The following is a 1,131-nucleotide window of genomic DNA, read 5'->3' as shown; positions in this document are numbered from 1 at the left end:
CCGCAGCAATCACACGATAATTTAATAACTGAAATGCGCGAACGGACTGACGCTTAGGATCTTTCTGACGCAATAGGTAATCCGTAATCTTACCTTCTTCATTCACCTCTAACTTATGGCAGAACAGCGTTGGAAAACCTAGCTTAGCCATAAACGGCATACCAAACTCGTAAAACGTGTCGGATAGGATAATCAATTGAAAACGTTGATTTAGCCATTCAACAAACTCTTTCGCGCCAGGCAAAGGATCAAGCGTATCGATGACTTCTTGAATCTCCTTAAGACCATAACCATGCTCATCTAATATACGAAGACGCTGCTGCATAAGCACATCGTAGTCGGGAATATCTCGCGTCGTTGCTTTTAACTCTTCAATTCCTGTTTTTTCAGCAAAGGCAATCCAAATTTCTGGGATCAATACCCCTTCAAGATCAAGACAAACTAATTCCACGGTTTAATACTCCGACTTATTCTTCATAAAAATTTGCGCGCCATTCTAACGAAAAGGCCTGCGCTTGCATATTGATAAATGATCGATAAAATCCAACGCTTTATAACTTTCCTGTAGGACAAGCCAACATGGGCATAGATTTCAGCAAACCAAAAACAGTTACTCCCGAAGCAATTGCTGAACTTAACGCTGAACTCGCAGAAATGTCGCCTCGCGCGATCTTAAAATTTGCGCTTTCAAACTTCAGCAACGCGGCGATCTCTTTCAGCGGAGCGGAGGATGTTGCACTCATTGAGCTGTCTCACAAATTGACTGATGACCTTAAGGTGTTCAGCCTTGATACAGGTCGCCTGCATCCAGAGACCTATCGCTTCATCGATCAAGTGCGAAAGCATTATGGCATCGATATTGAACTCATGGCACCGAATCAAGATAAACTAGAAGCATTCGTAAAAGAAAAAGGCCTGTTTAGTTTTTACGAAGATGGGCACAAAGAATGTTGTTCTATTCGAAAGGTTCGTCCACTGCGTAGAAAACTTGCCACCTTAGATGCATGGATCACAGGTCAACGAAAAGATCAGAGCCCTGGCACGCGATCAGAAGTTGCCGTAGTTGAACTAGATAACGCCAATGCCAAAGAAGGAGGAATTCTAGTTAAGTTCAATCCTTTAGCGAATTGG

At 42.8% G+C, this 1,131-nt stretch carries 2 protein-coding genes; one reads left to right on the top strand and one right to left on the bottom strand.

From position 1 onward, the window contains the following. Nucleotides 1–451, bottom strand: a 451-nt coding sequence (gene thrH / locus A3762_RS19350) for a bifunctional phosphoserine phosphatase/homoserine phosphotransferase ThrH (protein ID WP_068757175.1), incomplete at its 3' end; no start/stop codon positions are given. 128 nt (nt 452–579) lie between these two features. On the opposite strand from thrH, the gene A3762_RS19345 reads away from it, so the two are divergent. After that, a partial coding sequence (locus A3762_RS19345; protein ID WP_068757173.1) for a phosphoadenylyl-sulfate reductase occupies nt 580–1,131 on the top strand: 552 nt, incomplete at its 3' end.

This window comes from Oleiphilus sp. HI0125 (genome assembly GCF_001635355.1).
Note: the sequence above shows the minus strand (reverse complement) of the source record. Positions and strands in the feature narration are given on the sequence as shown.